Consider the following 21,740-nt stretch of genomic DNA (forward strand, 5'->3'; position numbering starts at 1 on the left):
CGCGGTACCTAGACTTCTGCGTAGAGATGCCTACAGGAGGTGGTCATGAAGGAGCAGACGGGCTCGCGTGAGCTCGGCAGGCTGGGCATACCGCCGATCGGGCAGCGCTACGACCTCGCGGACCGGCGGCTGTTCCTGCACCGCTCCGGCAGCGGCGGCCCGGCGGTGGTCTTCCTGCCCGCGGCGGGCGCGGTCGGGCTGGATTACCTCGAGGTGCAGCGCCGCGTCGCCGAATTCACCACCGCGGTGCTCTACGACCGCGGCGGCACCGGCTGGAGCGATCCGGTCGCCCTGCCCCGCACGGCCACCGAGGTCGCCACCGAACTGCACGCGCTGCTGCGCATCGCCGCGGTCCCCGGCCCGTACCTGCTGGTCGCGCACGGCCTCGGCGGCGCCTACGCTCGCCGTTTCGCCCAGCTCTTCCCCGGCGAGCCGGCGGGGCTGGTCGCCGTGGAATCCTTCGCCGAGGATTGGGACGAGTACATGCCCGAGACCTTGCATCTGGACCGCACACCCACCGCGCTGCCCGGCCGCGTCCAGACGGCCCTGCTGCGTGTCCTGTCGAAACCGTTCTACAAGAAGATGTTCGCCGCCTGGCCGCCCGAGGTCCGCGCGCCCCTGGTCGCGGGGCACGTCACGCCCGAATGGATGGTCAACGGGGCCAAGGAACGCCGCAGCCTGCCCGCCCTGCGCACGGAACTGCAGTCCGGCGGCCCCCTGCCCGACGTTCCGCTGATCGCCCTGGGCGCGCTGGCCGCCGATCCCGGTCAGCGCGTGGGCTTTTCGAAGCAGTCCGAGCGGGAGCTGAACGCGAGCAAGAACCGCCTCTATACCGCGATGGCGGCCGAGGTCACGCACGGCGAATACCGCGAGCTGCCCGGCGCCAAGCACAGCACCGCCCAGCTGGACGCGCCCGAGGAGATCGTCCAGGCGATCCGCGACGTCATCGCCGCGGCCGCCGACTGAGAGGGGCACTCACCCCAGGGGCATGCCGGCGTCCAGGAATTCCAGGGCGCGCGCCACATTGTCGTTGTTGACCGGTGTGGTCATGGCGATGGCGAGCCCGGCGCCGGTCAGGGCACCGGCGGCGGCCCGGATTTCGAAGTCGCCGGGCGAGCGGCCGGTGCGTTCGGCGAGCAGGCCCGCGATCATGTCGATGCCACGTTCCAGCTCCACGCCGATGGCGGCGCGGAGTTCGGGAACGTGGTACAGCAACGCCTGGCGTTCCTGCTCGAACGCTACTTCCGCCGGGGTCAGGGTGGCGTAGACCGCGTTGATCGCGTTGCGCAGCGCCAGGAACGGGCTGAGCTCCGGTGGCTGGGCACGGTATTCCTCGATCATCGGCGGGTCGAGGTCGTCGGCGACCACCAGCTGTTCCTTGCTAGGAAAGTAGCGGAAGAAGGTACTGGGTGAAACCTCCGCAGCCGCGGCGATCTGCTCGATGGTGGTCTCGCCGTAGCCCTGCTCGCGGAACAGGCGGAAGGCCTCGGTACGGATAGTTCGGCGAGTGCGCTCCTTCTTTCGCTCGCGCAGACCCGGGACCGCGGGGGTTTCACCTGGTAACTCAACCGACATGAGTCGATTCTGACGCATCCGCGGCAGCGCGGGTCGCATCGAAGGGCTGAACCGCCCGGCGCGGCAGGACCCGGTAGGCCAGCGGCACCGCGAGCACGCAGATCGCCGCGCACACCCACAGCATCAGGCTCATGCCGCTGACGAACGCCGACTGCACGTGGGCCAGCGCCGCGGTATCGGATCCGGCGGCCGCCACACCGCTGCTCACGCCGTCGTCGAACGGCGCGCGGTCCAGCGCGCCCAGCTCGCCGCGATACCGAGTGACCAGCACGGTGCCGAGCAGCGCGACGCCGATGGTGCCCGCGGCCTGCCGCAGCGCCTGCAACAGCGCCGAGCCGACACCCGCGCGGTCGACATCGAGGTCGTCCACGGCCACCGCGATGCCGACCGGCATCGCCAGGCCCATACCCGCGCCGACCAGGGCGATCCAGCAGCCGGTGAACCAGTAGGGGCTGTCGGCGCCGGTGAACGCGCCCTGGCCGAGCCCGAGGGCGATCACCAGCAGACCCAGCGTAAGCACCACGCGGGCACCGGCTTTCGGCAGCAGCTGCGCGCTGATCCGGGCTCCGAGCACCAGGCCGCCGATCATCGGGAGCAGGCGCAGGCCGCTGCCGAGCGCGTCGACCCCGAGGACGGCCTGGAAGTACTGCGGCACCGTGAAGAACATGCCGAACATCGCGAACGTGATGAGCACGGTGAACACCGCGCCCCAGCGGAAGCCCGGACTGGCGAACAGCGCCAGGTCGATCAGCGCGAACCGGCTGCGCCGCTGCCAGATCAGGAACACCGCCAGCAGTCCGACGCCGACTGCGGCCATCAGCCAGCCGCCGCCGTTGTCCAGGCCCGCTTCACCCAGCCGGATGAAACCGTAAGTGAGCGCGGACATTCCGGCCATCGACAGCAGCACACCGGCAATGTCGAGGCGACGCGGTTCCGGATTGCCCGATTCGGGCACCAGCAGCGCCACCGCGACCGCACCGAGCAGGGCGATCGGCACATTGATCAGGAACACCGAGCCCCACCAGAAGTTGTCGATCAGCCAGCCGCCCAGCACCGGGCCCAGCGGCAGGCCGAGACCGGTGGCGGTCACCCAGATCGTCATCGCGCGAGCGCGTTCGGCCTTGTCCGGGAACAGCACCGGCAGCACCGCCAGCGACAGCGGCGTCATCGCCGCCGCCGCGATGCCGAGCACCACGCGGGCGGCGATCAGCTGCCCCGAGGTCGTCGCGAAGGCGCACGCGAGCGAGGCCGCGCCGAACAGCAGCATCGCGCCGACCAGGATCTTCTTGCGCCCGTAGCGGTCGCCGAGCGCGCCCGCGGGCAACATGACGGCGGCCAGCGCCAGCGTGTAAGCGGTGCTGAACCATTGCAGCGCAGCGGTATTCGCGTTCAGGTCGAGCGCGAGGGTGGGTAGCGCGATGGTCAGCACGGTGATGTCCAGGCCGATGACGAGCATGGCGAACGCCAGTGCGCCCAAGGCCAGCCAACGCCGGGTCGTTGCGGTTTCCATGACCCCTCCAAAAATGACAGTTACATTATTTTGATAGTAACCCTCATTTTGTAGTTGCTGTCAATATCTCCGGATGTGCCTGGGGCGCGCCGGAAGCCACCGCGCAGCGCGGGCCCGGCCGGTCCCGGACCGTTAGGCTCGCTACCGATGAAGATCCAGGGCACCTCACTCCTCGCCGCGCTGTGCGCCGGCGCCGTGCTGGCCGCGACGGCTGTGACCGGCGGCGCGGCCGCGCAACCCGCGTCGCCCAGTTCAGTGACGACGACACCGTTCACCACCCCGAACACCGACGGCTGCCCGCAGAAGACGACGCCGCCGGCGCCGGTCGATTCCTCGGAGGTGCCCGCGCCGGGCTCGACGACGCCCAAGCCGCTCGCGGTTCCGACGCCCGCCGTCGGCGGCTCCCGGCTCGGCGAATGCGGACTGGTGCTGCCGAAGGGCGCTCCCGCTGTCCCGCAGGACATCTCGTCGACCGCGTGGCTGGTGGCCGACGTCGACAGCGGTGAGGTCCTCGCCGCCAAGGATCCGCACGGCCGCTACCGGCCGGCCAGCACCATCAAACTGCTGCTCGCCATCGTCGCGCTGCGCAACCTCGACCTGGACACCGTGGTCACCGGCACGCAGGCCGACGCCGATGTCGACGGCACCCGCGTCGGCATCGGGCCCGGCGGCCGCTACAGCAACCGCCAGCTGATGCAGGCCCTGATCATGGCGTCCGGCAACGACGCCGCGCACGCCCTCGCGACGCAGCTCGGCGGTGACGACGCCGCCGTGGCGAAGATGAACGAGCTCGCGAAATCGCTGTACCTGCTGGACACCCGGGCCGCCACCCCCTCCGGTCTGGACGGCCCCGGCATGAGCACCTCGGCCTACGACCTGTCGGCGGCCTTCCGGGAAGCCATGACCATCCCGCTGTTCGCCGAGCTCATCCACACCGAGCAGGTCGACTTCCCCGGCTACCCCAGGGACCCGAAAATCCCGGAGGACAAAGACCATCCGGGCTTCGTCATCGCCAACGACAACCACCTGCTCTACAACTATGACGGGGCCCTCGGCGGCAAGACCGGCTTCACCGACGACTCCCGCCACACCTTCGCCGCCGCCGCCGAACGCAACGGCCGCCGCCTGAGCATCGTCCTGCTCCAGGGCGAGGTGCTGCCGATCCGGCCGTGGCAGCAGGCCGCCCGCCTGCTCGACTACGGCTTCGCCCTGCCCCGCGACGCCCAGGTCGGCGCCCTGCCCAGCCGCAACGGCGACTCCCCCGGCCCCACCGCCCCGCTCGCCTCCCCGCCCCCGAAGGACGACGCCGCCCCCGCCGCCGAATCCGGCAACGGCGGCATCCGCACCGCGCTGCTCGCCGCCGGCCTGCTCGCGATCTTGGCCCTTGTCCTCTACGTCCACCGCCGGACCAGCCGCCGCCGCTGACGCCACAACGCGGTCGGTGCCCACCCTGACCCGGGCACCGACCGCCCCCACGCCGGCCCTCCGACCAACCTCAGAGCCCCGGCGTCACCTACTTGGACGCCGCCCGACCCCGCCCGGTTCCATCGAATTTCCCCGAATTACAAGTGCTTTCCGCTGTGCGATGCTGGGCGGCGTGAGTTTCAAGCAACGCCTCGGGGAGTGGGCCCAGCGAGTGCGAGAGCCCGAGCCCAGACCCCGGTTCCACGGCGACGACCCGGACCCGCGTTACCCATCGCCGCGCGAGCTGCGCACCCTGTTCAGCTGGATACTCGACGTGGCCTTGAACGTCGGCGCAGTCTTCGCGGTACTGCACCTGATGCAGAGCAGCGGGCAGGACGGGCTTCTGCTGCTGCCCGCGCTCCCCCTCGCCTACCTGGTCACCGCGTTCACCAACCGAGTCCTCGTGCAGCGCGTCCTACACGCCAGCCTCGGCAAGATCCTGGTCGGGCTGGTCGTAATCCGCCGCGACAACGGCGGCTGGGTTCCCCTCGGCAACCTCACCTCCGCGTTCTTCCTGCGCGGCCTCGCCCTGCTACTGGATGCCGGCGGCGCCGAAGACGAGTCCGATCACCTTTCCGTGGTCCGGCGACGTGACGTGAAAGCCCTGCGCGCCAACGGAACTCACAAGCCGCTCATCAGCCCCGCCGACACTCGGCCGCTACCCGGACAGCAACCCCCGCACCTGGGTCAGCCGTACCCACAGCAGCCCCCGCACGCCAACCCGCCCGGCGGATACCAGCCGCAATATCCTTCGCAGCCGAATAACCAACCGCCCCAGCAGTATCCGCGTCAGTACCCGCCCCCAGCAGCCAACAACCGCCCGCCGCAGCCATATCCCCCGCAGCGGCCGCCGCGCCCCTACTGAGTCGGAAGATCCAGACTGGAGCCCTGGTCCGCGGTCGACGGTTTCGCGTTGTTCGGCTTCGACTCCTCGTTTTGCGGTGCCGTAGCAGAGGGTTGGGTCAGTGCCTCCACGATCTCCTCGCGGATTTCCTTCTCGACGTAGCTGACGCCGGTCTCCTTGGCGCGCCCGACGAGTCCGGACTCCTCGCCCCACACCGTGTCGGCCACCGTGTCGCCCACCTTGGTGCCGATCCGCTTCGCGATGAACGTGTTGCCGCCCAGCGCGCTGACCACCTTCTGGATCGGCTGCTGAATCGCGTTGTGCACACCTTTGGATGCGACATCGGTCAGGTCGTAGCCGTCGCGGACGCCCAGGCGGATCTCGGCGGTCTGGAAGACGAGTTCCTTCGAGACACCGAGCACCGCGCCGAGCGCCATCTGTTTGGCGACCCATTTGACGATGGTCCGGACCAGAATGTCCTGGACGAGCTTCTTCAGCGCCTGGGTGATCACCAACCGCACCGAAACCTGCACGGCGGCACCGGCGGCGACACTCGTGCCCCCGGACGGAATCGCCGCTGCGGCCGCGATCGCCAATTGCACGACCAGGTAGATCAGCATCGAGATGATGAAGATCTTGACCGCGAGCACCAGGAACGCCATTATCCGCAGGACAAAGGCCAATTCCTTACAGAATTCGGCAAGGTCGGCGAGCGCTCCGTCCTCGCCACCCGCCTTGTTCCAGAACTGCTCGATCGCGTCGTGAGTCTCACCTTCGGTGTTGGCGAGCACGACCTTGATGACATCGTCGCCGTAACTGTTGATCTGCTCCAGCAGCGAGGCCATCTGGTCCCACTTGTCGGCCGCGCCACGCAGCCCGGTTTCGTCGGCCTCCGGCCACTGGTAGACCACCAGTGCGGCAACGGGTTTCAGCTCATCAGGTATTTCCAGACCCACGCCACTCAGTCCTTGTCCTGGATCTGGCCCGTGATCTTCGTCAGCGCGGACTTGAATTGCTCGTCCAGGTTCTCGAAGGTCTTGCCCGTCGTGTCGACGCCCTTCTCGAGGAACTGGAACATTGTCACGGCACCCTGGATCAGCTCGAGCGCCTCGGTGGCCTTGCTCGTGTAATTCGTCGCGAAACTCGCACCGAATTCGTCGTTCCCCCAAACCTCCCCGAAGCTGTCCAGGCCGGATTTCAGGTCCGAAAGCCCGCTCGAGAGGTCAGTGGCCAGCTCCGCGAGCTTGGGCGCCTGCGCCTTCACCTTTTCGGGATCGATCCCGAAGTTACTGTTACCAGCCATTTTTCGCCCCCAGTCCCTTCCAATGCGGCCCTTCGTCCTCGTCCTCGTCGACCGGTGCCGACGGGGGCGCGGAAACCGGCGGCTCGGGCGGACTGGGCAGGATGTCCCCGACCGGAGCACCGATGAACGGCAGCTCCTCGTACAGCTGCTCCTGCGGCGTGAACTCCGCCGCGGCGGCCGTGACAGGAGCCAGCAGAGCATCCATCTCCGACCGTGCGGAGCGGGCAGCGAACTGCGCGGCCTGCAGAAAGGAGTCCGCGAGCTTCTCGGGAGTCGAGCGCTTGAAGGCACCCGGGTCGACCCAGACCTCGACCGGCACACCGGCCGAGTTCGTGGTCACCCGAACCATGTTGTCGTCGGACCAGCCCTGCGCGGTGCTGGCCGCTAGCGCGGCACGCGCGTTCGCGATATCTCGCAACTGCTGTTCGTAGGTGGCAAGCATCGTGTCGACCTGCCCCTGCAGTGCATCCGTGCGCGATCGCAGGCGGTCCTGCTCAAATGAATTCACACCGAACCCTCGGATCGAAATGTCTCGTCAAGTACTTGGACGCTACAAGTCCGATCCGGGTTCCATCGATCTCGGGCGGCTGGATCACACCTTCAGCGCCGCGGGCGGCGCAGGGCGGAGAGCAGGTAGGTGACGACGGCGCCGGCGCTGAAGAGGGCCAGGCCTGCGCCTTTGGGGAGGGTGGGGGTGCTGACGCGGGGGCGGATGACGGCGGGAGGTGGGGCGGGGGTGGGGGTTGGGGCGGATTCCATGGCTTCGGCGGCCCAGGCGGTGGCGAACAGGATGATGCGGTAGGTGACGTAGCTGAAGACCATCAGGCCGATGATGGAGCCGAAGGTGGCGCCGGCGGGGGTGCGCAGGACGGTCTGCAGGTAGAGGGACGCCACGTATTTGAAGAGTTCGAAGGCGACGGCGGCCATCAGGGCGGCCTTGGCGGCGCTGGCCAGGGAGACGGGTTCGCGCGGCAGGCGGGCGATGATCCAGGCCAGGACGGCCCAGGTGGCGCACAGCGCGAGCACGGCCGAGAGCACGACGAGGAAGAACCGCGCGCCGGGCACGTGGGACAGGCCGAGCGCGATCAGCAGGCGCGCGCCCAGGGTGCTGGAGGCCAGGCCGGACAGGCCGAGGGAGACCGCGAACGCCGCGGCCAGGCCGAGCAGGCAGCCCAGGTCGGACAGTTTGGTGCGCAGCCAATCCGCTTCCTGGAGCGGCTGTTCCCACTGCTCGGTGAGCGCGGCGCGCAGGTTGGCCATCCAGCCGAGCCCCGCCCACAGCGCACCGAGCAGACCCAGCACGCCGACCGTGCCGCGCGAGGAGATGGCCTGGTCGATCAGCTCGTTGATCTGATCGCCGAGTTCACCCGGGATCTCCTCGACGATCTTCTGCTGGATGTCGGTGAGCGTGTCCGGATGCCGGATCAGCACGAAACCCGCGATCGCGAACGCCACCATCAGCAGCGGAAACAGCGACAGCACAGTGAAATAGGTGATCCCGGCGGCGTAGTAGTCGCCGCGCTGCCGGTTGTAGCGCCCGCCCGCGCGGACCAGGTGGTCCAGCCACGGGCGGGCCTGGATGCGTCGTTCGATGTCGGCTTTGATCTTGTCGAGCTGCACCTGTCCGCCTCCGAGCCTGTCGCGCGCATCAGGTGCCGGCGCGGGCTAGCGCGTCAGGAAGCCGACCCGGTCGTAAACCTGTGCGAGAGTGTTGCCGGCGATCTCGCGCGCCCGCTCGGCACCGGCGGCGAGGATGCGGTCGAGTTCGCCCTGATCCGCCAAGTACTCTTCCACCTTCGCGCGCAACGGCGTAACAAATTCCACCAGCGCGTCGGCGACGTCGGATTTCAGGTCGCCGTAGCCCTTGCCCGCGTAATCCTGTTCCAGCGTGGCGATCGGGGTCCCGGTCAGCGAACTCTGGATCACCAGCAGATTGCTGACACCCGGCTTGGCCTGCTGGTCGTAGCGGATCTCCCGCTCGGTGTCGGTGACCGCGGACTTGATCTTCTTGGCCGTCACCTTCGGATCGTCGAGCAGATTGATCAGGCCCGCGTCGGTGCTGGCCGACTTGCTCATCTTCGAGGTCGGGTCCTGCAGGTCGTAGATCTTCGCGGTGCCCTTGACGATGTGCGCCTCGGGCACGACGAAGGTCTTCTTGAAGCGGGTGTTGAAGCGCTGCGCGAGGGTCCGGGTGAGCTCCAGGTGCTGGCGCTGATCCTCGCCGACGGGCACCTGGTGCGGGCGGTAGAGCAGGATGTCGGCGGCCATCAGCACCGGGTAGGTGAACAGCCCGACGGTCGCGTTCTCGGCGCCCTGCTTGGCCGACTTGTCCTTGAACTGGGTCATCCGGCCGGCCTCGCCGAAGCCGGTGATGCAGGACAGCACCCAGCTCAGCTCGGCGTGCTCGGGCACCTGGCTCTGCACGAACAGCGTCGATTTCTTCGGGTCGATGCCGATCGCGAGCAGTTGGGCGGCGGCCGCCTTGGTCCGCGCGCGCAGCACCTTGGGGTCCTGGGCGACGGTGATGGCGTGCAGGTCGGGGATGAAGTAGAGCGCGTCGTACTCGTCCTGCAGGGTCACCCAGTATTGCAGCGCGCCAAGGTAGTTACCGAGGTGGAAGGACTCGCTGGTGGGCTGAATCCCGGAGAGCACGCGCTGTTTGCGTTCAGCGGCCGGGACCTGTGCAGGACTGGACATACTCCGATCTTTTCATGCCGCTCAAGCGGAATTTCGCGCCGCCCGGCTCTCGGGGTGCACTCCGGGCATACTCGGCAATCCGGCGCGGGCCAGCTTGCGTTCGCGCTCGGCGACGAGCCGGTAGAGCGGCGCGCTCGGACCGGCCAGACTGTCCCGCAGCAGCGGCGGGACCAGCGGCAACTCCACGTGCGCGGTCCGTATGCCCTGGGCGAGCCCGCGGTAGGCCGTTTCCTCGACCAGCCCCCACCGCATGCCGTAGAGCGCGCGCACCCGGGCCGGCAGGCTGCCCTGCACCAGCAGGTAGAACGCGGAGGTCACCTGATGCATCGGGGTGCGTTGCGGGTAGGGCACCCGGGATCCGGCCAGATAGGAGCCGACCAGGCGGGCTTCGTCGGTGAGGAACAGCTCGTCCGAGGCCAGGTAGGTGTCGAGATAGGTCCGGAACGCCGGGTAGTCGGCGGGCGCGGCGTCGGCGGGCATGCCGAACAGTTCGGCCCAGCGCACGAAGTCCTGGTACAGCCCTTCCCGCTCGCCGGCGGTGAGCTTGCGGACCAGCAGGTCGTGCATGACCTCGGCGGAGTCGAAGGCGAACGCCATGGTCATGAACATCAGGTACGGGTTGCTCGCGGAGTAGGCGGTGCCCGCGGGGTGATGCGCGCCCGCGTCCTCGGGCAGCGCGCCGCTGACCGGCACGTGCTTCTTCCGGGTGAACTCCAGCGCCCGATCGGCCTCCTGCTTGCTGCCGAGGAAGACGGCTTCGAACAGTTTTCCGGTGAGGGCCAGCCGGGTGTACGGGGTCATCCGGTGCGCGGAATTCTCCGCGGTCCCGACGTAGAGCACGGGGTGAACCGCACCGAGGACCAGCGCGCGCTGGCCGTAGGTGAGGCCCACCGCTCGCTTGCGCATGACCCGCCGGATCATCGAATGGTCGGCGAAATATCCAGGAGCGGCCACGGCTGCCTCCCTCATCGGAGGAGTCTCCTCATCGAGACCCGATGTCACCAGGATCGCCCCGAAACCAACTTCTGGCAAGAGTCCATGCCAGATTCGTGACCGCACCCCACCCCCGCGCACACGCCGGGACTGCCACAATCGAGGTGTGGCACCAGCGCAGCGTTCACCCACACCGCCGGCTTCGGCGTCCGCGGCCCCCAAGCGGGCCTACGGTGGCGTCTCCGCGGACGAGCGGCGCGCCCAGCGCCGCCGGGCCCTGCTCGACGCCGCCCTCGAACTCATCGGCACCGAGGGCCTGGGCAAACTCACCGTGTCCGGGCTGTGCGCGCAGGCCGGGCTGAACGAGCGCTACTACTACGAGAACTTCGACAGCCGTGACGCGGTCCTCACCGGCCTGATCGACCGGATCACCGAGGAACTCGCGATCGCGATCGCGGACGGTCTGCGCACCGCGCCGCCCGACACCCGGGGCATGGCGCGCTCCGCGATCAGCGCGGGCATCCGCCTGTTCACCGACGATCCGCGCAAGGCCCGGGTGGCACTGGTCGCGGGCCAGGCGACCCCCGAATTGCGGGCCCGCACGACCGAATCCATCCGGCTGTTCGCGCGCATCGTGGCCGCGCAGGGCATCGACTTCTACGGCATGACCGACCGGCAACCGGATCCGGTCATCGAATTCCGGGCCACCTATCTGGTCGGCGGCCTGGTGCAGACGCTCACCGCGTGGTTGCAGGGCGAACTGCCGATCTCCCGGGACGAGTTGATCGAGCACACCACCGACGTGTTCGTGCTGCTCGGTGAGGACCTGGCCCGCCGCCTGGCCTGAGCCGTCAGCCCAGGGTCAGCGGCACCACCCGGGCCGCGACGGCGGCGGGCGCCTCCGGTGCCCGGCCCTGCAGCACCACCCGGAAACTGATCCCGCGCCGCGCCCAGTAGCCGGCCGAGTCGGCGATCGCCTCGGTGAACCAGCCCCGCTCGCGCGGCTGCTCGGCCAGCAGTTCACCCGAATCCCGCACCACCGCCACGTATCCCGCCGCGTCGCCGAGGAATTCGCCGAGATCGCGCAGGCATTCGTCGAACGCGTCCTTGTTCTCGCCGAAGTAGTACGGGAACTGGAACGCGGCGGCGAACTCGTCGAAAACGCCCGCGGTGGTGCGCATCTTGGCGCCCCGCAGCTCCCGGACCAGGAAGCCGGGCGGTGCGTCGTAGCGCAGGCCGCTCAGCTCGGCCGGGTCGACGTCCAGGGCGCCCAGCACGGGAACGGCGGTATTCGGCGCCTGGGCGGCGAGACTCAGGAATCGCGACAGCGGGACCGGTGTGGTCATCAGCGCATCCTCGTGAAGGTCTTGTAGTGGTCGCCGGTGTACCAGGCCGAGCCGTCGGAGCCGGTGACGATGCGCTCGGCGTCACGGGATCGGTTGCGCTGCTTGGGATTCACATCCCATTCCTGGTAACTGATGGCGCGCCCGGCCGCATCGGTCCGCGGCAGCCGGCGTTCGCGGTTCCCCCACTGCTCGCCGCCCTGGGTGCCGGCGGCGTTGGCCGACCCCGGCCAGCGGCCCGCGTCGATCTCCCGCAGGGTGGCGTAGGCGCGGTCCGGGACGCCGGGCACCGGCGTCGCCGATACCGCCCCGGCGCTCGGAGCCGCGCCGGTGCGGGAGCTGGTGGCGGTGACAGTGCCGCTGGAGGTGCTGGTATCGCTGTCACCCCCGCGCACCGCGAGCACCGCCAGCAACGCGACGACCACCACCGCGACGAACGCGGCGACGGCCCGGACCGGCGTGAGTCTCACCGGTACTGCACCGTCACCGGCGCATGGTCGGACCAGCGCTGGTCATAGGCGGGAGCGCGTTCCACGACGGCCTGCTTGGCCCGCTCGGCCAGGCTGCCGAGCGCCAGGTGGTAATCGATGCGCCAGCCGGAATCGTTGTCGAAAGCGCGCCCGCGGTAGGACCACCAGCTGTAGGGGCCGCTGACGCCGGGGTGCAACTGCCGCACCACGTCGGTGTAGCCCGCGGCGAGCAGTTCCGCGATCCAGGCGCGTTCCTCGGGCAGGAACCCGGCGGACTTCAGGTTGCCCTTCCAGTTCTTCAGGTCCAGTTCGGTGGGCGCGATGTTCCAGTCGCCGCTGACCACGTACGCGCCGGTGCGCGTCTTCAGGTAGGCGCCGAATTCGGCCAGGAACCGGTACTTCTCGTCCTGGCGCGGGGTGTTCTCCTCCCCCGAGTGGACGTACACGCTGGCCACGGTGGCGTCGTCGAAGTCGGCTTCGAGATAGCGCCCGGACGCGCCGAACTCGGCGCTGCCGAAACCGATCCGCACCTGCTTCGGCTCGCGCCGCGACAGGATGCCGACCCCGGCCCGGCCCTTGGATTCCGGCTCCGCGTGTGCGAGAAACCAGCCGTTCGCCAGCGCGGGCGCCAGCGCGGCTCGGGTCTGTTCGTCGGTGGCGCGCGTCTCCTGCACGCACACGATGTCGGCCTCGGTGACCGCCAGCCATTCGAGCATGCCCTTGCCCGTGGCCGCGCGGACACCATTCACGTTCACGCTAGAGATGATGTACGGCACCCGACGACCGTACAATGCTGGTCAGACGCAACTCCCGAAAGGGCGGACGACGATGATGTCGGATTCCAACCAGCCCACGCCGCGAAACAGCAAAAAAGTTTCGCGCATCGGACAATCCACGCGCCCCGAGCCGGCCCGGCCCGCTCCCGCCGTGAAAAAGCCCGCGAAGAAATCCGAGCCGCCGGTCCCTATCAAGGCGCTGCACGTCGGTTCCGGCGATCCGCTCCTGCTGCTGCACGGCTTCATGCTCTCCCCGCACTGCTGGACCCAGACCGCGAACCGCCTGGCCGCGCAATGCGAGGTGTTCGCGCCGGCCTTCGCGGGGCACTGGGGCGGCGCGCCCGGCGACGGCTGGTCCACCGATATCTACACCCTGGCCGATCGCATCGAGGATCAGCTCGACGAAATGGGCTGGCGCACCTGCCATATCGCCGGCAATTCGCTGGGCGGCTGGGTCGGCATCGAATTGGCGCGCCGCGGCCGGGCCCGCACCCTCACCCTGATCGCGCCCGCGGGCGGCTGGAATGCGCCCTCGCTCACCCAATTCCGGGTCGGGCTGAAATTCCTGGCGATGGTGCCGATCATCGAAATCGGTAAGCGGGTCGGCGGATTCGTCAAACACAATCCGGTGACGCACCGCCTGACCAAACTGCTCCTGGTCAAGAATTCCGGCGCCGTGTCCCGCACGGACATGACCGCGGTCATCGAGGCGGCCCTGCATTGCCAGGCGATGCTCCCTCTGATCATGGGCACCTTCCGCGCACCGGCCCTCTCGGACCTGTCCGACCTGCCCACCCCGGTCCGCCTGCTGCTGGCCGAGTCCGACCACATCATCCCCAACCGGGTCTACGCCCGCCGCTACCTGAAGGAACTCCCCGACAGCGCCGACCGGATCCTGATGCACCGCGTCGGGCACGTCCCGATGCTGGAGGCTCCCGACCGGATCGCCACCCTGATCGCCGAGCACGTCTACGCCAGCCGGGGCCACCTCCGCGCCATCTAGCTCAGCGCACGGTGACGCCGGCCGGCTCAGCCGGTTTCGCTGCGGCCCGCCGCGGTCCTGGCGAGGAAGTCCAGGATCAGGCGGGTCACCTCGTCGGGCACGTCCAGTTGCGGGCAGTGTCCCGCACCGGGCAGCACGACGAATTCGCTCCCCGGAATCGCGGCGTGCAGGGCCGCGCTCGCCGCGACCGGGATGATGCGATCGAGCGCGCCGTGCGCGATCAGCGTGGGACACCCGGGAACGAGATCGCCATGCCCGGACGAATTTTCGCGCGCGTAGCGAACTGCGTCCCGGCCGTGGGCCGCTACCGCACGAATATCCGGATAGGTCCGCAGGGCGGAGGCGAGAAATTCGGGATCGGTGCGGTGACCGGGGCCGTAGATGCCGTATCGGACCGCCCAGCCGATAGCTCGACGCACTGTCGCGGCCGGCACGGGGAGCGCTCCGATCCCACGGAACAGCCAGCTGTAGTCGCTCCAGCGCGCCACCCGCGCGAGCAGATGCCGAGCCAGCAGCGGTTCGTCCAGCGCCACTACGGCTTCGACGAGTTCGGGGCGGCGCGCGCCCACGCGCACCGCGGTCGCCGCACCGAGTGAATTGCCCACCAGCACAGCGGGTCCCAGGTCGGACAGGACCGCCGCGGCGAAGTCCTCGAACTGCCGCGTCACCGGGCCCGGCGCGCGCGGATCGGCCAGGCCGAAGCCGGGCAGATCGACCGCGACGGCCCTGCGGCCCCCGGCCTCCAGCCGGGTCAGTACCGCGCGCCAGGTGTCGGCGCTGTCGGAGTAGCCGTGCAACAACAGAATCGGTGTGCCGGTGCCCGCGACCGACAGCACGCGAGTGCCGACGTCGTTGTAGCGCGCGGTGGTTTCGGTAATCATCGTCCGGTCGCCCCTTTGCGACGGGTCGCACCGGATACCGGTGCGCTGAAACACTTTCGGTGAAACCGCCCGGGTGCGCAGGGCACCCGGGCGCGAGATTCACTGCGCCAATAGACCCTTGGCGATGTGGGTGACCTGGATCTCGTTACTGCCCGCGTAGATCATCAGCGACTTGGCGTCGCGGGCCAGTTGCTCGACCCGGTACTCGGTCATGTAGCCGTTGCCGCCGAACAGCTGCACGGCCTCCATGGCGACCTCGGTGGCCGCCTCGGAGGCGTACAGCTTGATCGCCGAGGCCTCGGCCAGGCTCGGCGACTTGCCCGCCCGGCCCTGCTCGAGCACGTTGAACACCATGTTCTGCACGTTGATCCGGGCGATCTCCATCTTCGCCAGCTTGAGCTGGACCAGCTGGAAGCGCGCGATCTCCTGGCCCCAGAGCTTGCGGTTCTTGGCGTAATCCAGGCAGAGCCGGTGGCATTCGTTGATGATGCCCAGCGCCATGAACCCGACGCCGATCCGCTCGGTGGTGAAACTCGAACGGGCGCTTTCGCGTCCGTCGCCGCCCTTGTGCTCCTCGGTCTCGCCGAGCAGGCGGTCCTTGCTCACTCGCACGTTGTCGAAGAACAACTCACCGGTCGGCGAGGAGTGCAGGCCCATCTTCCGGAACGGCTTGCCCTGGGTGAGCCCCTCCATGCCCTTGTCCAGGACGAAGGTCAAGACCTTGCGCTCACGCTTGTCCGCGCCGTCACCCTCGTCGAGCTTGGCGTAGACCACCATCACGTCGGCGAACGGGCCGTTGGTGATGAAGGTCTTCTGCCCGTTGAGGATGTAGTCCTCGCCGTCGCGCCGGACGTAGGTCTTCATGCCGCCGAACGCGTCCGAGCCCGAATCGGGTTCGGTGATCGCCCAGGCCGCGACCTTCCGCAAGGTAAGGATGTCCTTGACCCACCGCTCCTTCTGCGCGAGGGTGCCGCGCGAGAGGATGGTGGTGGCGCCGAGACCGATGGATACGCCCACGGCGGTGACCAAACCCATGCAGACGCCGGACAATTCGGCGACCACGACCGCCATCAGCGATTGCTGGTCCGCGAACGGGCTGCCGCCGCCGGACTTCTCCTTCTTCTCCGGCTTCGGCTCGCCCGCGGCGATGGCCGCCTCGATCTTGCGCTGCCTGGCCAGCAGCTTGTCGATCGCCTCGCCGCCCATGGCGTCGATCCCGAACTCGCTGAACAGTTTCTGCAGGATCGGGTACGGCAGCATCTCGCCGCTGTCGAGAGCGTCGAGGTGGGGACGAATTTCCTTGTCGATGAACGCCCGCACCGCGTCGCGGATCATCACATCGGTCTCGGACCATTCGAACATCGTTGTTCTCCTACGAGTTTCGGTGGTTCAGGGGAGGCGGGCGGCGATGTCGTCGATCAGCCACGGGCCTTCGGTCTCGATCGTCTTCACGTCGTGCCAGCCCGCCAGTTCGGAGATCGCACCACCCTGCACGGCGAACACCTTGCCGGTGATCGAGCACTTGTCCGAAGCCAAGTATGCGACCACCGGGGAGATGTTGGCCGGACTGAAGGCATCGAATTCGCCCTCTTCCACCTCGGCGCCGAGGATGGCGCCCATGCCCGGCGTGGCCAGGGTGAGGCGGGTGCGCGCGATCGGGGCGATCGCGTTGACCCGGACGCCGTAGCGCTCCAGCTCATCGGCCGCGACCAGGGTCAGTGCGGCGATGCCGGCCTTGGCCGCGCCGTAGTTGGCCTGGCCCGCGTTGGGCACGGTGACACCCGACGCGGACGCGGTGTTGACCACCGCGGCGTTCGGCTGGTTGCCCGCCTTGCTCTCCGCCTTCCAGTACGCGGCGGCGTGATGCAGCACCGCGGCGTGGCCCTTCAGGTGCACGGCGACCACGGAGTCCCACTGCGACTCGTCCAGGCCCGCGATGAACGCATCGCGCAGGATGCCCGCGTTGTTGATCACGATGTCCAAGCGGCCGAATTCCGAAACCGCCTGATCGACCAGCTTCTTCGCGCCGTCCCAGCCGGCGATGTTCTCGGTGTTGGCCACGGCTTTGCCGCCCGCCGCGATGATCTCGTTCGCGACCTCCTGGGCCGGGCCGACGTCGGTGCCCTCACCGGCATTGCTGCCGCCGAGGTCGTTGACGACGATGGCCGCGCCCTCCTGGGCGAACAGCAGCGCGTGTTCCCGGCCGATGCCACGGCCGGCGCCGGTGATGACGGCGACTTTTCCTTCGAGTGCACCCATGGTGTGCGGCTCCTCTTGCTGTGGATCCCGGCGCTCGCCGGGATGACGGGAGGTGGTGGTCAGTCGGTGATTTCGGCGAGACCGTCGCTCAGGACCACGTCCTCGCCACGCACGGTTTCGAAGGCGTAGGTGGTGACGCCGTTCGCCGAGCCGACCTTCCAGATGCGGGTCTCCAGGTCGTCGCCGGGGAACACCATCTTGGCGAAGCGCACGGCAAACCGCCTGAGCCGGTGGACATCCGACCCCGCGACCTCGGTGAGCACCGCCCAGGACGCGAACGCCTGGGTGCACAGCCCGTGCGCGATGATGCCGGGCAGCCCGGCGTCCAGCGCCACCTGCTCGTCCAGGTGCAGCGGCACCGGATCACCGGAAGCCGGTGCGTAGCGGTAGGTCTGGTCCAGATCGACGTGCTGCGGCACCACCGCCACCGGCTCCTGCGCGCGCAGGGCCTCGTCGAACTTGTGCGCGGGCGCGGCCTGGCCGACCGACTTGCCCGCGTCGACGCCGCGGAAGAAGGCGGTCAGGTACTGCTCGTTGACCAGTTCCCCGGCGTCCGTGCGGCATTCGATCAGGATGGTGATGGTGGTGCCGTTGGACCGGCTGGTGTAGCCGACGGCCTTGGCCCGCGAGACCAGCTCGTCCCCCGGCTGGATCGCGCGGTGGAAGTGGAAGTCCTGCTCCCCGTGCACGACCCGGCCGAAGATGTCCATCGGCGCGACGTCGATCACCGGCATCATCATCGCCTCGAACACCGGCACGATGGCGAAGACCGGCGAGGCGATCTTGCCGGCCAGGTGGGCCTCGATGGGATCGTTGGTGGCGGCGGCGTATTCGGCGATCCGCTCCGCGGTCACCGCGAAGGTCTCGTCGTCACACCAGGTTTCCAGGCCGGAGTCGTCGAACTCCACCAGCCGCGCGGTCGATTCGGTCATCGCCGCGACGCTCAGGCGACCGTGGCGGCGAGCGCGTCCAGCTGCTCGAGCGACTTGTCGAGCTGCTTGAGACCGTCCTTCTCGACCGCCTTGCCGAGCGCGCCCTTGATCAGCGCGCCCTCGAAATCACCGGAGACCTTCACGGTGGAGCCGCCCTCGGCCTTGGGCTCGATGGCGAAGGTGAACTCGGTCTTCACACCGGCCATGCCGACGCCGCCCAGGGTCAGCGTGTTCGGCGACTCCACCGCCACCACGGTCCACTCCAGCTTGTTGGCCATGCCCAGCATGACGATCTTGGCGACCAGCTTGGCGCCCACGGTCAGCGTGGCCGGCGGCTCGTCGATGAAACGCTCGTGGATGGAGAACCACTTGTCCCAGGTCTGCGGGTCGGCGACGACCGCCCACAGGGCCTCGGGGGTGGCGTTGACGTCCTTGGTGGCTTCGATGTGTCCCATGAGATGACTCCTCGTCGAGTTGTGCTGTGGTGCGGGAAGGTTCAGCGGTCGGCGCGCTGGTAGGCGGTGACGACCGCCGCCCCGCCGAGGCCGATGTTGTGCTGCAGGGCGGCGGTGACGTTGTCCACCTGACGCTTGTCGGCGGTGCCGCGCAGCTGCCAGGTGAGCTCGGAGCACTGCGCCAGGCCGGTGGCACCCAGGGGATGGCCCTTGGAGATCAGCCCGCCGGAGGGGTTCACGACCCACTTGCCGCCGTAGGTGGTCTGGTTCGCGTCGATGAGCTTCCCGGCCTCGCCCTCGCCGCACAGGCCAAGGGCCTCGTAGAGCAGCAGTTCGTTGGCGGAGAAGCAGTCGTGCAGCTCGATGACCTGGAAGTCCTCGGCTCCGAGACCGGCCTGGTCGTACACCTTGCGGGCGGCCTGGACGTTCATGTCGAAGCCGATCAGGTTCTTGGCGGTGCCGTCGAAGGTGGAGGCGAAGTCGGTGGTCATGGTCTGGCCGACGATCTCCACCGCCTGCGCCGCGAGATCGTGCTTGGTGACGAAGTCCTCGCTGGCCAGGATGACCGCGCCGGAGCCGTCGGAGGTCGGCGAGCACTGCAGCTTGGTGAGCGGGTCGTAGATCATCCGCGAGTTCAGGATGTCCTCGAGCGAGTACGCGTCCTGGAACTGGGAGTACGGGTTGTTCACCGAGTGCTTGTGGTTCTTGTAGCCGATCTTGGCGAAATGCTCGGCGGTGGTGCCGTATTCCTTCATGTGCTCGCGGCCGGCCGCGCCGAACATCCACGGGGCGACCGGGAACAGCACCTCGGAGATCTCGGCGAGCGCCATGATGTGCTTGGCCATCGGCTGTTCGCGGTCGTCCCAGGTGGAGCCGAGCGAGCCGGGCTGCATTTTCTCGAAGCCGAGGGCCAGCGTGCATTCGGCGAGCCCGCCCCGGATCGCCTGCGCCGCAAGGTAAAGGGCGGTCGAGCCGGTGGAACAGTTGTTGTTGACGTTGACCACCGGAATGCCGGTCAGACCCAGTTCGTAGACCGCGCGCTGACCGGAGGTGGATTCGCCGTAGACGTAGCCGACGTAGGCCTGCTCGACCTCGCGGTAGTCGATCCCGGCGTCGGCGAGTGCCTTGGTGCCCGACTCCCGCGCCATGTCCGGGTAGTCCCAGTCGGTGCCGTCGTCGTTCTTGCGGCGGCCCGGCTTCTCGAACTTCGTCATGCCGACGCCGACGACGTAGACCTTGTTCGTCATCGAACTCCTCAGATCTCGCTCGTCCGACCCCGCGGCGGACGATGGTGGCCGATCCCTGCGGACCGATCTGCCACAAACATACAGACGTGCACGTAACTGCACAAGCAGTTCGGTCTATCGACCGGCATATCCAGCCTTATTGCCAGGTTGTAGCTGCAAATTGCACATACAGCAGGACGTGTATGTCGATCTTCAAACCGCCCGACGCGCGGCCGCAACACGACCGATCGAAAGCCGCAAACCGAGCGAATGTGACCTCACTCACGACCGGTATCGATTAACAGCGGCGTAATGGTTCGGAAATTCCCCGTCCACATCGGCACGCGAAGTTCACAGGGTTGCTTCGTGTTTGGTGAGGGGATGAGGAGAAGAACGTGGTCGATGTCGACACCCGCTCGACGAACTCAGAGGGAAATCCGGCGAACGAGACGCTGGAGGACTACACACTGCGTTTCGCGCCCCGCAGTTACCGGAAGTGGAGCCCGGCCGTAGTCGGGATCTCGGCCCTGGGCGGCATCGCCTACCTGGCCGATTTCGCCATCGGCGCGAATATCGGCATCGCGCACGGCACCGGTAACGCGCTGCTCGGCATCGCGGTCTTCGCGATTGTCGTAATGCTGACCGGATTTCCGCTGGCCTATTACGCGGCCCGCTACAACATCGATCTCGACCTGATCACGCGCGGTAGCGGATTCGGTTATCACGGCTCGGTGATCACCAATATCGTGTTCGCGTCGTTCACCTTCATCTTCTTCGCGCTCGAAGGCTCGATCATGGCCCAGGGCCTGGAACTCGGGCTCGGAATTCCGCTCTGGCTGGGCTATCTCCTGTCCACCGTGCTGATCTTCCCGCTGGTCATCTACGGCATGAACACGCTGGCCAAGCTCCAGGTGTGGACCACCCCGCTGTGGTTGCTGCTGATGGTGCTGCCGTTCGTGTTCCTGGTGGTGCGCCACCCCGATTCGGTCGGCTCGTTCTTCGCCTACGGCGGTAAAGACGGTGCGGGCGTGAGCGTTTCGGGCACGCTCCTGGCGGCCGGTGTCTGCCTGTCGCTGATCGCGCAGATCGCCGAGCAGATCGACTACCTGCGCTTCATGCCGCCGCGCACCCCGGAGAACCGGCGCCGGTGGTGGACCTGGATGCTGCTGGCGGGCCCCGGCTGGGTGCTCTTCGGCGCGATCAAGCAGGTCGTCGGCCTGTTCCTCGCGGTCTACCTGATCGCGAATCTGCCTGCCGCCCAAGGCATCGCGAACCAGCCGGTGCACCAGTTCCTGGAGATCTACCGCGATATGGTGCCGGGCTGGCTGGCCATGACGCTGGCGGTGGTGCTGGTGGTGATCAGCCAGATCAAGATCAACGTGACCAACGCCTACTCCGGCTCGCTGGCCTGGACCAACTCCTACACCCGGGTCACCAAGACCTACCCGGGCCGGCTGGTCTTCCTGGGCGTGAACCTGGCGATCGCGCTGATCCTGATGGAAGCCAACATGTTCGACTTCCTGAACAGCATCCTGGGCTTCTACGCCAACTGCGGCATCGCCTGGATCGTCACCGTCGCCACCGATATCGCGATCAACAAGTACGTCCTGAAGATCTCGCCGAAGGTGCCCGAGTTCCGGCGCGGGATGCTCTACGACTTCAATCCCGTCGGCCTGGTCGGCTTCGGGCTGTCGGCGGTGCTGTCGATCATGACGTTCTTCGGCCTCTTCGGTGAGCTGCTGAAGCCGTACTCCCCCATCGTCGCGGTGCTGGTCGCGTTCCTCGCGACACCGGCGACCGCGATCCTGACCAAGGGCAAGTACTACCTGCGCCGCACCGACGACGGCATCGAGCTGCCGATGTTCGACGAGCACGGCAACCCGTCCGGCGAAACTCTGACCTGCGTGGCGACCGGCCTGGAGTTCGAGCGCCCGGACATGATCGCCTCGGCGGCGCCGGGGCCGGCGGGCGAGATCCAGTACATCAGCTCGCTGGCACTGTCCACGGACAAGCACGGCATCCACCTGCTGCCCCGCCAGCAGTAGACGCGACGACGAAGGTCGCGGCCG

Annotated in this window: 23 protein-coding genes; 6 read left to right on the top strand and 17 right to left on the bottom strand. The window is 68.1% G+C overall.

Annotation, left to right across the window (positions count from 1 at the left end):
• The first annotated feature begins 45 nt into the window (after positions 1 to 45).
• A complete protein-coding gene (locus AB0H76_RS36290) occupies positions 46 to 966 on the top strand; it encodes an alpha/beta hydrolase (protein WP_357331761.1) in 921 nt (306 codons plus the stop codon).
• Between the two features lie 9 nt (positions 967 to 975).
• Here AB0H76_RS36290 and AB0H76_RS36295 read toward each other — a convergent pair whose 3' ends face one another.
• Positions 976 to 1,575, bottom strand: coding sequence for a TetR family transcriptional regulator (locus AB0H76_RS36295; protein WP_357331763.1), 600 nt, complete (start codon positions 1,573 to 1,575; stop codon positions 976 to 978).
• A complete protein-coding gene (locus AB0H76_RS36300; protein ID WP_357331765.1) occupies positions 1,565 to 3,085 on the bottom strand; it encodes an MFS transporter in 1,521 nt (506 codons plus the stop codon). Before AB0H76_RS36300 ends, AB0H76_RS36295 begins: the two co-directional genes overlap by 11 nt.
• A gap of 147 nt (positions 3,086 to 3,232) precedes the next feature.
• Between AB0H76_RS36300 and AB0H76_RS36305 the strand changes: the two genes are divergently transcribed.
• Together AB0H76_RS36305 and AB0H76_RS36310 are read left to right on the top strand one after the other, a co-directional pair.
• Positions 3,233 to 4,510 (top strand): D-alanyl-D-alanine carboxypeptidase family protein, encoded by a 1,278-nt coding sequence (locus tag AB0H76_RS36305; protein WP_357331767.1) that lies wholly within the window; start codon positions 3,233 to 3,235, stop codon positions 4,508 to 4,510.
• A gap of 172 nt (positions 4,511 to 4,682) precedes the next feature.
• Positions 4,683 to 5,414, top strand: a complete 732-nt coding sequence (locus tag AB0H76_RS36310; protein ID WP_357331769.1) for a hypothetical protein — start codon at positions 4,683 to 4,685, stop codon at positions 5,412 to 5,414.
• On the opposite strand, the gene AB0H76_RS36315 is transcribed toward AB0H76_RS36310, so the two are convergent.
• From AB0H76_RS36315 to AB0H76_RS36340, 6 genes are all read right to left on the bottom strand, one after another.
• Complete coding sequence (locus AB0H76_RS36315; protein WP_357331771.1) at positions 5,408 to 6,349, bottom strand: hypothetical protein; 942 nt, start codon at positions 6,347 to 6,349, stop codon at positions 5,408 to 5,410. The two genes, AB0H76_RS36310 and AB0H76_RS36315, sit on opposite strands and share 7 nt — an antisense overlap.
• A gap of 5 nt (positions 6,350 to 6,354) precedes the next feature.
• Complete coding sequence (locus tag AB0H76_RS36320; protein ID WP_357331773.1) at positions 6,355 to 6,696, bottom strand: hypothetical protein; 342 nt, start codon at positions 6,694 to 6,696, stop codon at positions 6,355 to 6,357.
• Positions 6,686 to 7,138 (bottom strand): YbaB/EbfC family nucleoid-associated protein, encoded by a 453-nt coding sequence (locus AB0H76_RS36325; RefSeq protein WP_357331775.1) that lies wholly within the window; start codon positions 7,136 to 7,138, stop codon positions 6,686 to 6,688. The genes AB0H76_RS36320 and AB0H76_RS36325 overlap by 11 nt, the downstream gene beginning before the upstream one ends.
• A gap of 158 nt (positions 7,139 to 7,296) precedes the next feature.
• Positions 7,297 to 8,316 carry an inner membrane protein YhjD gene (gene yhjD, locus AB0H76_RS36330; RefSeq protein WP_357331777.1) on the bottom strand — a complete coding sequence of 340 codons (1,020 nt, stop codon included), beginning with the start codon at positions 8,314 to 8,316 and terminating at the stop codon, positions 7,297 to 7,299.
• 45 nt (positions 8,317 to 8,361) lie between these two features.
• Complete coding sequence (gene trpS, locus AB0H76_RS36335) at positions 8,362 to 9,393, bottom strand: tryptophan--tRNA ligase (RefSeq protein WP_357331779.1); 1,032 nt, start codon at positions 9,391 to 9,393, stop codon at positions 8,362 to 8,364.
• Between the two features lie 21 nt (positions 9,394 to 9,414).
• On the bottom strand, positions 9,415 to 10,362 hold the full coding sequence (locus AB0H76_RS36340) for an oxygenase MpaB family protein (RefSeq protein ID WP_357331781.1): 948 nt from the start codon (positions 10,360 to 10,362) through the stop codon (positions 9,415 to 9,417).
• Positions 10,363 to 10,492: 130 nt separating this feature from the next.
• On the opposite strand from AB0H76_RS36340, the gene AB0H76_RS36345 reads away from it, so the two are divergent.
• Positions 10,493 to 11,173, top strand: a complete 681-nt coding sequence (locus AB0H76_RS36345) for a TetR/AcrR family transcriptional regulator (protein WP_357331783.1) — start codon at positions 10,493 to 10,495, stop codon at positions 11,171 to 11,173.
• A 4-nt stretch (positions 11,174 to 11,177) separates the two neighbouring features.
• Here the strand turns inward: AB0H76_RS36345 and AB0H76_RS36350 are convergent, their stop codons facing one another.
• The 3 genes from AB0H76_RS36350 to AB0H76_RS36360 are packed head-to-tail and all read right to left on the bottom strand — an operon-like array spanning position 11,178 to position 12,915.
• Entirely contained in the window at positions 11,178 to 11,672 is a 495-nt protein-coding gene (locus AB0H76_RS36350) for a barstar family protein (protein ID WP_357331785.1), read from the bottom strand.
• Positions 11,672 to 12,139: a ribonuclease domain-containing protein gene (locus AB0H76_RS36355; protein WP_357331787.1), complete on the bottom strand. Its 468-nt coding sequence runs from the start codon at positions 12,137 to 12,139 to the stop codon at positions 11,672 to 11,674. Before AB0H76_RS36355 ends, AB0H76_RS36350 begins: the two co-directional genes overlap by 1 nt.
• Entirely contained in the window at positions 12,136 to 12,915 is a 780-nt protein-coding gene (locus AB0H76_RS36360) for an exodeoxyribonuclease III (protein ID WP_357331789.1), read from the bottom strand. Before AB0H76_RS36360 ends, AB0H76_RS36355 begins: the two co-directional genes overlap by 4 nt.
• Before the next feature lie 151 nt (positions 12,916 to 13,066).
• Between AB0H76_RS36360 and AB0H76_RS36365 the strand changes: the two genes are divergently transcribed.
• Complete coding sequence (locus AB0H76_RS36365) at positions 13,067 to 13,918, top strand: alpha/beta hydrolase (RefSeq protein WP_357331791.1); 852 nt, start codon at positions 13,067 to 13,069, stop codon at positions 13,916 to 13,918.
• A gap of 26 nt (positions 13,919 to 13,944) precedes the next feature.
• Here the strand turns inward: AB0H76_RS36365 and AB0H76_RS36370 are convergent, their stop codons facing one another.
• The 6 genes from AB0H76_RS36370 to AB0H76_RS36395 all read right to left on the bottom strand — a co-directional run bounded on the left by AB0H76_RS36370 (position 13,945) and on the right by AB0H76_RS36395 (position 19,692).
• Positions 13,945 to 14,799, bottom strand: coding sequence for an alpha/beta hydrolase (locus AB0H76_RS36370; protein ID WP_357331793.1), 855 nt, complete (start codon positions 14,797 to 14,799; stop codon positions 13,945 to 13,947).
• 99 nt (positions 14,800 to 14,898) lie between these two features.
• Entirely contained in the window at positions 14,899 to 16,161 is a 1,263-nt protein-coding gene (locus tag AB0H76_RS36375) for an acyl-CoA dehydrogenase family protein (RefSeq protein WP_357331795.1), read from the bottom strand.
• Positions 16,162 to 16,188: 27 nt separating this feature from the next.
• Complete coding sequence (locus tag AB0H76_RS36380) at positions 16,189 to 17,058, bottom strand: SDR family oxidoreductase (RefSeq protein ID WP_357331797.1); 870 nt, start codon at positions 17,056 to 17,058, stop codon at positions 16,189 to 16,191.
• Between the two features lie 59 nt (positions 17,059 to 17,117).
• Entirely contained in the window at positions 17,118 to 17,990 is an 873-nt protein-coding gene (locus tag AB0H76_RS36385) for a MaoC/PaaZ C-terminal domain-containing protein (protein WP_357331799.1), read from the bottom strand.
• Positions 17,991 to 18,001: 11 nt separating this feature from the next.
• Complete coding sequence (locus AB0H76_RS36390) at positions 18,002 to 18,445, bottom strand: SRPBCC family protein (RefSeq protein ID WP_357331800.1); 444 nt, start codon at positions 18,443 to 18,445, stop codon at positions 18,002 to 18,004.
• A 41-nt stretch (positions 18,446 to 18,486) separates the two neighbouring features.
• Complete coding sequence (locus AB0H76_RS36395) at positions 18,487 to 19,692, bottom strand: lipid-transfer protein (protein WP_357331802.1); 1,206 nt, start codon at positions 19,690 to 19,692, stop codon at positions 18,487 to 18,489.
• A gap of 374 nt (positions 19,693 to 20,066) precedes the next feature.
• On the opposite strand from AB0H76_RS36395, the gene AB0H76_RS36400 reads away from it, so the two are divergent.
• Positions 20,067 to 21,716, top strand: coding sequence for a hypothetical protein (locus AB0H76_RS36400; protein WP_357331804.1), 1,650 nt, complete (start codon positions 20,067 to 20,069; stop codon positions 21,714 to 21,716).
• Positions 21,717 to 21,740: the final 24 nt, after the last annotated feature.

Origin of the sequence: Nocardia sp. NPDC050712 (assembly GCF_040654295.1) — a bacterium.
In the GTDB taxonomy this organism is placed as follows: Bacteria; Actinomycetota; Actinomycetes; order Mycobacteriales; family Mycobacteriaceae; genus Nocardia.

Excerpts from the sequence above, each read along its gene's own strand:
- AB0H76_RS36340 (WP_357331781.1), bottom strand. The coding sequence starts at position 10,362 with ATGAGGGAGGCAGCCGTGGCCGCTCCTGGATATTTCGCCGACCATTCG.
- AB0H76_RS36380 (WP_357331797.1), bottom strand. The coding sequence starts at position 17,058 with ATGGGTGCACTCGAAGGAAAAGTCGCCGTCATCACCGGCGCCGGCCGT.
- AB0H76_RS36375 (WP_357331795.1), bottom strand. The coding sequence starts at position 16,161 with ATGTTCGAATGGTCCGAGACCGATGTGATGATCCGCGACGCGGTGCGG.
- AB0H76_RS36385 (WP_357331799.1), bottom strand. The coding sequence starts at position 17,990 with ATGACCGAATCGACCGCGCGGCTGGTGGAGTTCGACGACTCCGGCCTG.
- AB0H76_RS36320 (WP_357331773.1), bottom strand. The coding sequence starts at position 6,696 with ATGGCTGGTAACAGTAACTTCGGGATCGATCCCGAAAAGGTGAAGGCG.
- AB0H76_RS36300 (WP_357331765.1), bottom strand. The coding sequence starts at position 3,085 with ATGGAAACCGCAACGACCCGGCGTTGGCTGGCCTTGGGCGCACTGGCG.
- AB0H76_RS36295 (WP_357331763.1), bottom strand. The coding sequence starts at position 1,575 with ATGTCGGTTGAGTTACCAGGTGAAACCCCCGCGGTCCCGGGTCTGCGC.
- AB0H76_RS36350 (WP_357331785.1), bottom strand. The coding sequence starts at position 11,672 with ATGACCACACCGGTCCCGCTGTCGCGATTCCTGAGTCTCGCCGCCCAG.
- trpS (WP_357331779.1), bottom strand. The coding sequence starts at position 9,393 with ATGTCCAGTCCTGCACAGGTCCCGGCCGCTGAACGCAAACAGCGCGTG.
- AB0H76_RS36325 (WP_357331775.1), bottom strand. The coding sequence starts at position 7,138 with ATGCTTGCCACCTACGAACAGCAGTTGCGAGATATCGCGAACGCGCGT.
- AB0H76_RS36390 (WP_357331800.1), bottom strand. The coding sequence starts at position 18,445 with ATGGGACACATCGAAGCCACCAAGGACGTCAACGCCACCCCCGAGGCC.
- AB0H76_RS36395 (WP_357331802.1), bottom strand. The coding sequence starts at position 19,692 with ATGACGAACAAGGTCTACGTCGTCGGCGTCGGCATGACGAAGTTCGAG.
- AB0H76_RS36290 (WP_357331761.1), top strand. The coding sequence starts at position 46 with ATGAAGGAGCAGACGGGCTCGCGTGAGCTCGGCAGGCTGGGCATACCG.
- AB0H76_RS36370 (WP_357331793.1), bottom strand. The coding sequence starts at position 14,799 with ATGATTACCGAAACCACCGCGCGCTACAACGACGTCGGCACTCGCGTG.
- AB0H76_RS36305 (WP_357331767.1), top strand. The coding sequence starts at position 3,233 with ATGAAGATCCAGGGCACCTCACTCCTCGCCGCGCTGTGCGCCGGCGCC.